We start from the raw sequence: 8,730 nt of genomic DNA on the forward strand, positions 1-8,730 counted from the left end.
GCGCAGCGCGAGCCCGACACCCAGTACGAGCCCGACACCCAGTACGAGCCCGGCACTCAGTCCGCACCTGATCCGCACGCCGAAGCCGCGGCGCAGGCCCCGGCCGAGCAGGACACCGATTCCGGGGACGACGAGCACCTGGCGGACTTCCCGTCGGACGATCTCGTGTACGGGCGGATCCCCGTGACGGACGTGAGCCCCGTGATCGAGGGTGGGCGTTTCCCCGCCACGGCCGTTCCCGGTGAGGACATCCGGGTGAGCGCGACCGTGTTCCGCGAGGGTCATGACTCCCTCGGTGTGACCGCGGTGCTGTACGACCCGCAGGGCCGTGAGACCCAGCGCCGACCCATGACGCTCGTGGCCCCCGGGACGGACCGCTACGAGGCGTGGCTGCGTCCCGAGCACGAGGGCCCCTGGAGTTTCGCGGTGGAGGGCTGGTCGGATCTCTACGACACGTGGCACCACGCCGCGCAGATCAAGTTGGGGGTCGGCCAGGACGTCGAGCTCATGTTCCAGGAAGCGGCCCTGCTCTTCGACGCCGCCTCCAAGGAGTCCGATCGCGCGACCGAGGAGGCCCGGGTCTTCGAGGACGCCGCCGAGGCGATGGCGGACACCGACCGCACGCCGGAACAGCGGTGGGAGATCGCCACGTCCCCGCAGCTCCTGGACTACGTCCGTGAGCGGCCGCTGCGTGATCTGCTCAGCTCGTCCCCGCGCTACCCGCTCGGCGTCGAGCGCGAGGCCGCGGGTCGTGGTGCGTGGTACGAGTTCTTCCCGCGCTCCGAGGGCGCCACGTACGACCCCGAGACGGGCGAGTGGACCTCGGGGACGTTCCGCACGGCCACCGCGGCCCTGGACCGGGCCGCGGCCATGGGCTTCGATGTCGCGTACCTCCCGCCCATCCACCCGATCGGGCGCAACCACCGCAAGGGGCCGAACAACACCCTCACGGCCGGACCCCAGGACCCGGGTTCCCCGTGGGCCATCGGTGGGCCGGAGGGAGGTCACGACACGATCCACCCGGACCTCGGGAGCTTCGAGGACTTCGACGCGTTCGTCGCGCACGCCCATGATCTCGGTCTCGAGGTCGCGCTGGACCTCGCGCTGCAGGCGTCCCCGGATCACCCGTGGGTCGCCGAGCACCCACAATGGTTCACGACCCGCGCGGACGGCAGCATCGCCTACGCCGAGAACCCGCCCAAGAAGTACCAGGACATCTACCCCCTGAACTTCGACAACGACCCCGAGGGCCTCGCCGCCGAGATACTGCGGGTCGTGGAGCTGTGGATCGGTCACGGCGTGGACATCTTCCGCGTGGACAACCCGCACACCAAGCCCCTGTGGTTTTGGGAGTGGCTGATCGTCAGGGTGCGCAAGAACCACCCGGACACGGTGTTCCTCGCGGAGGCGTTCACGCGTCCGGCCATGATGCAGGGGCTGGCCAAGGCCGGGTTCCAGCAGTCCTACTCGTACTTCACGTGGCGCAACACCAAGGAGGAGATCGAGGAATACCTCCAGGAGATCTCCCACGAGACCTCCGGGTTCTACCGGCCCAACTTCTTCGTGAACACCCCGGACATCCTCACCGAGTACCTGCAGTTCGGTGGCCCGGCCGCGTTCAAGGTGCGCGCGGCCCTGGCGGCCACCGCGTCCCCGCTGTGGGGCGTGTACGCCGGCTTCGAGTTGTTCGAGCACGTCGCTCGTCCCGGGGCGGAGGAGTACATGGACAACGAGAAGTTCCAGTTGCGCCCGCGCGACTTCGACGCCGCCGTGGAACGCGGCGAGTCGCTCGCGCCGTACATCACGCGCCTGAACCGGATCCGCAAGGACCATCCCGCACTCGGGGACCTGCAGAACCTCACGCTGCAGAATTCCACGGACGACGCCATCGTGGCCTACAGCAAGACCAAGACCGTGGAACGGGACGGCGAGCAGGTCCGGGACACCGTGATCGTGGTGCTCAACACGGACCCGCACAGCGCGCGGGAGGCCACCGTGTGGCTGGACCTCGACTCCCTGGACCTGCAGGGCCAGGACTTCAACGAGGACGGCTCTTTCTGGGTGGACGACCTGATCTCCGGTGCGAGCTGGAAGTGGGGCACCCACAACTACGTGCGCCTGGATCCGTACGTGGAACCCGCGCACGTGCTCAGCGTCCGCCGCGGGGTCAAGTGAGCGAACGCCGTCGTGGTGCGCCCCGGCCGCTGAGCGCGGCGCACCACGGCGGCCGGCACCCCGCACCCGTCATGACCGACACGCACGTTTCTCCGAGAGGGCAGTCCAGCCGACCATGAGCACCACTCCTTTCCAACTCAACGCTCCCGGGCTCGCGCACGACCCGGACTGGTTCCGCAAGGCCGTGTTCTACGAGGTGCTCGTGCGAGCCTTCTCGGACGCCAACGGTGACGGCTCCGGCGACTTCTCGGGTCTGATCGACAAACTCGACTACCTGCAGTGGCTCGGGATCGATTGCTTGTGGCTGCCCCCGTTCTACGAGTCCCCGCTGCGGGACGGCGGCTACGACATCTCCGACTACTACTCCGTGCTGGACGAGTTCGGCACCGTGAGCGACTTCAAGCGACTGGTCGCGGAGGCCCACGCGCGGGGTCTGCGGGTCATCACCGATCTGCCGCTGAACCACACCTCGGACCAGCACCCGTGGTTCCAGGCCTCCCGGGAGGACCCGGAGGGGCCGTACGGCGATTTCTACGTGTGGTCGGACACGGACGAGAAGTACCAGGACGCGCGGATCATCTTCGTGGACACCGAGGTCTCCAACTGGACCTTCGACCCCGTGCGTCGGCAGTTCTTCTGGCACCGGTTCTTCTCCCACCAGCCGGACCTGAACTTCGAGAACCCCAAGGTCGTCGAGGCCGTGTTCGACGTCGTGAAGTTCTGGCTGGACATGGGCATCGACGGCTTCCGCGCGGACGCCATCCCCTACCTCATCGAGGAGGAGGGGACCAACTGCGAGAACCTGCCCGGGACCCACGACTTCCTCGTGCGGCTGCGCGAGATGGTGGACCGCGAGTACCCCGGCCGCGTGATCATCGCGGAGGCCAACCAGATGCCGCACGAGGTCGTGGAGTACTTCGGCACGGAGCAGGCGCCCGAGTGCCATATGTGCTTCCACTTCCCGATCATGCCGCGGATCTACTACTCATTGCGCGATCAGAAGGCCGCGCCCATCGTCTCCACCATGGAGCACACGCCGCAGATCCCGCGGGGCACGCAGTGGGGCACGTTCCTGCGCAACCACGACGAGTTGACGCTCGAGATGGTCACGAGCGAGGAACGCCAGGCCATGCTCGGGTGGTACGCCCCGGATTCGCGCATGCGCGCGAACATCGGTATCCGACGCCGCTTGGCACCCCTGCTCGACAACTCCCGCGCGGAGCTCGAACTCGCGCACGCGCTGTTGTTGTCCCTGCCCGGGTCGCCGTTCCTGTACTACGGGGACGAGATCGGCATGGGGGACAACATCTGGCTCGACGACCGCGACGCGTCCCGCACACCCATGCAGTGGACCCCCGACCGCAACGCCGGCTTCTCCACCGCAGATCCGGGCAAGCTCTACCTCCCGGTCGTGCAGTCGCTCGTCTACAACTACACGCAGACGAACGTGGAGACGCAGCTCGCGTCGTCCTCCTCCCTGCTGCACTGGATCCGGCAGATGCTCATGGTGCGCAAGGCGCACCCGGCGTTCGGTCTGGGGGACTACGTCAACGTGAGCACGGACCACGAATCCGTCCTGGCATTCCTGCGCCGCTTGAGCCCGCAGGACGCGGACGACGGCGCGGGGGAGACCCTGCTGTGCGTGTTCAACCTTTCCCACGTCCCCGCGAGCTGCAGCGTGCACCTGGCCGAGTACGCGGGCCGGGGCACCCGGGAACTGTTCGGCGGTGAACCGTTCGGCTCCTTCTCGGAACAAGGCGACTACCGCATCACGCTCGGTTCGCAGGACTTCTTCTGGCTCCGGTTGCGCACGACCCCCGGCACGGACGGTTCCCACCCCGAGACGGTGGCCATGCCCATCATCAAGCCCACGCGCAACGAGTGAGCGCGCGCGGGTACGGCCCGCGCGCGAAACAGTGATTGTCCAGACGAAAGCGGGGGACCCTCCATGACGGATCAGCAATTTCTCGACAGGTTGCGCGACTGGTTGCCGCGGCAGCGGTGGTTCCCGTTCACGGCCACCACGGACCAGTTGCGCTTGAGCGTCGTGGGCCGCGCGACCCTGGATTCCGGCACCGGATCGCATCGCGGCACGGAACGCATCATGTTCCTGGTCCAGGTCACGGTGGGCGAGCGCAGCGAATTGCTCAACGTACCGGTCGTGCGCAGCACCGAAGCTCTGCCCGAGCTCGAGCGCTTCGCGATCGGCAGCTATTGCTCCGGTGGCCCGGACCGTCCCCTGCCCGAGCAGCTGATCGCGGGTGCGGAGGCCTCGGCCTCGTTCCTGCGCCGCGCCATCTCGCACGCGGGTTCTTTCCGCGAACGACGCCGCTCGGAGCGCTCGCGGGCCGCCCAACCCATCACCTCGGAGGACTCCCCGGAGGCCGGTCAAACCGCCGGCGCCCAGGAGAAGGCCGGCGCGTCCGGTCGTAGTGAGGCCCGCGCCGAGGCACAGGGCAGCGAGAGCACCACCGCGGACGAGACGGCCACGTTCCACCTCTACGACGCCGTGGGGGACCCAGGTTTCATGGACCGGGTGCTGCGGATCATGGATGCGCAGCTGACCGAGGGCGGGGTGCTGCGCCACGGGATGGGCCTGCACGGCCGCTACACCGGGGCCATGAACACGGATTATCGGATTGGCTCCGCGGATCAGGTGCGGGTGATCTCCTCAGAGCAGTCCAACACGTCCGTGATCCTCGCCCCGCAGGACGCGGAGGAGTCGGATTCCGCGCTGGGCGGCGACGCGGTGATCGTGAAGTTCTTCCGCGTGGTGGGGGAGGGGCGCAACCCGGACGTGGAGGTGGGCGTCAAACTCACGTCGCACGGTTCCACCGCGGTCCCGGCCACGGCTGGATGGCTCGACGCCCAGTGGCGCCAGGGCCTGGTCATCACGTCCGGTCAGCTCGCGGTGGCCGCCCAGTTCCTCGCCGATTCGCGGGACGCGTGGGCCATGGCCCTGGACGCGGCGAACCATGCCCGGGACTTCTCCGAGCTCGCGGCCGAGCTGGGTGCCACGACCGCGCGCGTCCACGCCGACCTCCTCGGCGCCTTCGAACCCGTCACCGCGGACGACGATGCTCGGCGCCGGTTCCTGGACGACCTCGCCTCGCGGATCCGCTGGGCGTGGGAGTCCTGCGGGGACTACTTCGATTCCTACCGGGCCGAGGTCGAGGACCTGCTCGAGCAGCTGTCCCGGATCCGGGAGATCCCCGCCCTGCAACGGATCCACGGTGATTACCACCTGGGCCAGGTGCTGCACAACGACGCCCAGGGGTTCCGGATCCTGGACTTCGAGGGTGAGCCCCTACGACCCATTAAGGAGCGTGTCCGCCCGGACGTGGCCCTGCGCGACGTCGTCGGCATGCTGCGCTCGTTCGACTATGCGGGCGCCATGGCCGCGCGCGAGCGGGACGAGGACATGAGCGCCTGGACCGACGCGGTCTCGGACGCGTTCCTTGAGGGGTACGCCCGCACGAGCGGTTCTGGCGTGGACCGGGATTCGGTGCTCTTCCGCGCCCTGTGGCTTGACAAGGGCCTGTACGAAGTGGTCTACGAGCAGCGCAACCGCCCGGGCTGGGTCGCGGTCCCGGCCGGTGCCGTGGTGCGTTCGCTTGAACGTGCGCGCTCCCGTAACGTGAGGCGTGAAACACACGAGAGCCACACACCTGCATCCAGAACCGAGGATTTCGTGACCCCTGAACACCCCGAGAACACCAGCCCCGCGGCGTCGTCGACTCCTACGGGCCCCGAATCCACGCCAACCCCGACATCCGAGTCCGCGCAGCACGCCGACGGCCGGGCGTCGTCGGCGGAACCGCGCAACGCGCGGGGCGCTGCGTCGGAGGCGACCGGGACGAACGACGCGTCGGCTCGGACCACCGACGGTAATGACGTGACGGCTCCGGCGGAGACCGCGGGCGGGAACCACGCGTCAACTCGGGCCGGGACTTCCCAGCAGAGCGTCGCAGCGGCGTCGGAACGGGAGCACCCCGCGGGCGGGCCCGTGCCCGTGAGCGCGGACGTGCTCGCAGCGGTGGCCGAGGGGCGCTACCACGATCCCCACGCGGTGCTCGGGGCGCACTTCAACCCGGACGGTTCGGTGACCATCCGGACCCTGCGACGCTTCGCGACGCACGTCTCGGTGCGCACGCTCAACGGGACGTTCCCCCTCGAGCACGAGTGGGGTGGGATCTTCACCGGCGTGGTCCCCGCGCACGACGAGGGCAAGATCCCCGACTACCGCGTCCTAGTGACCTATGCGGGCAAGGAGCCCGCCGAGGTCGACGACCCCTACCGCTTCGCGCCCACCCTGGGCGAGCTGGACCTGCACCTGATCGGCGAGGGCCGGCACGAGACCCTGTGGACCGTGCTCGGTGCCCACGTGCACCACTACCCGTCCTCCATGGGGGACGTCTCCGGAGTGAGCTTCGCGGTGTGGGCCCCCAATGCCCGGGCCGTGCGCGTGATTGGTGACTTCAACGGGTGGGACGGTTCCGAGCATGCCATGCGCTCGCTGGGTTCCAGCGGTGTGTGGGAAGTGTTCGTGCCCGGCATGGGCTCCGGAGACACCTACAAGTTCCGGATCCGGGCGGCGGACGGCTCGTGGCGGGACAAGGCGGACCCCATGGCCTTCGGCACCGAGATCCCGCCGTCCACCGCGTCGCGCGTGTTCGAGTCCTCCTACGAGTTCCAGGACGACGCGTGGATGCAGGCCCGCGCGGCCAAGGATCCCCACAACGCACCCATGAGCGTGTACGAGATGCACATCGGCTCGTGGCGCATGGGTCTCGGCTACGTGGATCTCGCCCGCGAACTCGTGCAGTACCTCACGTGGCAGGGCTTCACCCACGTGGAGTTCATGCCCGTCGCGGAGCACCCCTTCGGTGGTTCGTGGGGTTACCAGGTCACCGGCTACTACGCGCCGTCGTCGCGCTTCGGTTCCCCGGACGAGTTCCGCTACCTCGTGGACCAGCTGCACCAGGCCGGCATCGGTGTGCTCGTGGACTGGGTCCCCGGCCACTTCCCCAAGGACGAGTGGGCGCTCGCCAAGTTCGACGGGCAACCGCTCTACGAGCACCCGGACCCCCGCCGCGGCGAGCACAAGGACTGGGGCACGCTAATCTTCGATTACGGCCGCCGGGAGGTGCGCAACTTCCTCGTGGCCAACGCGAACTACTGGCTCGAGGAGTTCCACGTGGACGGGCTGCGCGTGGACGCCGTGGCCTCCATGCTCTACCTGGACTACTCGCGCAACGACGGCGAGTGGGAGCCCAACCAGTACGGCGGACGCGAGAACCTCGAGGCCATCGCGTTCCTGCAGGAGGCCAACGCCACCGCGTACCGGCGCAATCCCGGGATCGTCATGGTTGCGGAGGAGTCCACGTCTTTCCCAGGGGTCACCAAACCCACGAGCGCCGGCGGTCTCGGCTTCGGGATCAAGTGGAACATGGGGTGGATGCACGACAGTCTCGAGTACATGGCCGAGGATCCCGTCAACCGGCACTACCACCACAACAAGGCCACGTTCTCCATGGTCTATGCCTACTCGGAGAACTTCATCCTTCCCATCTCCCACGACGAGGTCGTGTACGGCAAGGGCTCCCTGCTGCGCAAGATGCCGGGTGACCGGTGGCAGCAGCTCGCCAACGTGCGCGCGTACCTCGCATACATGTGGGCCCACCCGGGTAAGCAGCTGATCTTCATGGGCACCGAGTACGCCCAGGAGTCCGAGTGGTCCCAGGAGCACGGCCTGGACTGGTGGCTCTCCGAGACCCCACCGCACCACGGCGTGCAGGAGCTGGTGAAGAGCCTCAATGAGATCTACCGCGAGACCCCGGCCCTGTACGCACGGGACAATGACCCGTCCGGTTTCGAGTGGATCGACGCCAACGACGCCAAGCGCAACACGCTGTCCTTCACCCGATGGGACGACCAGGGCAACCCGCTCGTGTGCGTGGCCAACTTCGCGGGCAACACCCACGAGCGCTTCCGGTTGGGTCTGCCGTGGGCGGGTGAGTGGGACGAGGTGCTCAACACGGACTCTGACATCTTCGGTGGTTCCGGCGTGGGCAACCTGGGCCGGGTCACCGCGGCCGAGGGTGCATACAACGGGAAGCCGGCGTCCGCCGAGGTCACCGTCCCGCCGCTCGCGGTGTTGTTCCTGAAGCCGGCCAAGGGTGCGAGCACCAGCCCGACGGCGCGCGACCGGGACTGATCAGGTCACGCATCATTGAATGCAGAACCCGCGGGAGCACGTGCTCCCGCGGGTTCTCCGTCTCCGGTTTGCCGTCTCCCGCGGGGGCGTGTAATGTCTTCCGAGTTGCCACGGCAGCGGCCGCGAAGGCCGAACGGGGCAACGAAACGGAGTCAATCCCACCACTGACGAGCCGCGCACAACGGCGAGAAGGTGTGCTAGGATGGTTCCCCGCAAGCCGCTGAGGAGCGGTGACAGCAGGAAGCAATCGAGAGTTCATTTCGAGTTGCAGCCTGGGTCACCCGCAGCTAAGCTTGCAGATCGCAACCGACCGTTGTGGCCCTGGTGAGGGGTCGTGT

At 68.1% G+C, this 8,730-nt stretch carries 3 protein-coding genes; all 3 read left to right on the forward strand.

Annotated features, from left to right (window positions below; translation table 11 throughout):
• Nucleotides 1-138: 138 nt before the first annotated feature.
• The 3 genes from Q9R22_RS10630 to glgB all read left to right on the forward strand — a co-directional run bounded on the left by Q9R22_RS10630 (nucleotide 139) and on the right by glgB (nucleotide 8,392).
• Entirely contained in the window at nucleotides 139-2,175 is a 2,037-nt protein-coding gene (locus Q9R22_RS10630) for an alpha-1,4-glucan--maltose-1-phosphate maltosyltransferase (RefSeq protein WP_131333987.1), read from the forward strand.
• A gap of 115 nt (nucleotides 2,176-2,290) precedes the next feature.
• Entirely contained in the window at nucleotides 2,291-4,060 is a 1,770-nt protein-coding gene (gene treS, locus Q9R22_RS10635) for a maltose alpha-D-glucosyltransferase (RefSeq protein WP_131333367.1), read from the forward strand.
• 63 nt (nucleotides 4,061-4,123) lie between these two features.
• Nucleotides 4,124-8,392 carry a 1,4-alpha-glucan branching protein GlgB gene (gene glgB, locus Q9R22_RS10640; protein ID WP_131333366.1) on the forward strand — a complete coding sequence of 1,423 codons (4,269 nt, stop codon included), beginning with the start codon at nucleotides 4,124-4,126 and terminating at the stop codon, nucleotides 8,390-8,392.
• The last annotated feature ends 338 nt before the right edge of the window (nucleotides 8,393-8,730 follow it).

Source organism: Kocuria sp. PD6, assembly GCF_031844145.1.
GTDB classification, from domain to species: Bacteria; Actinomycetota; Actinomycetes; order Actinomycetales; family Micrococcaceae; genus Kocuria; species Kocuria marina.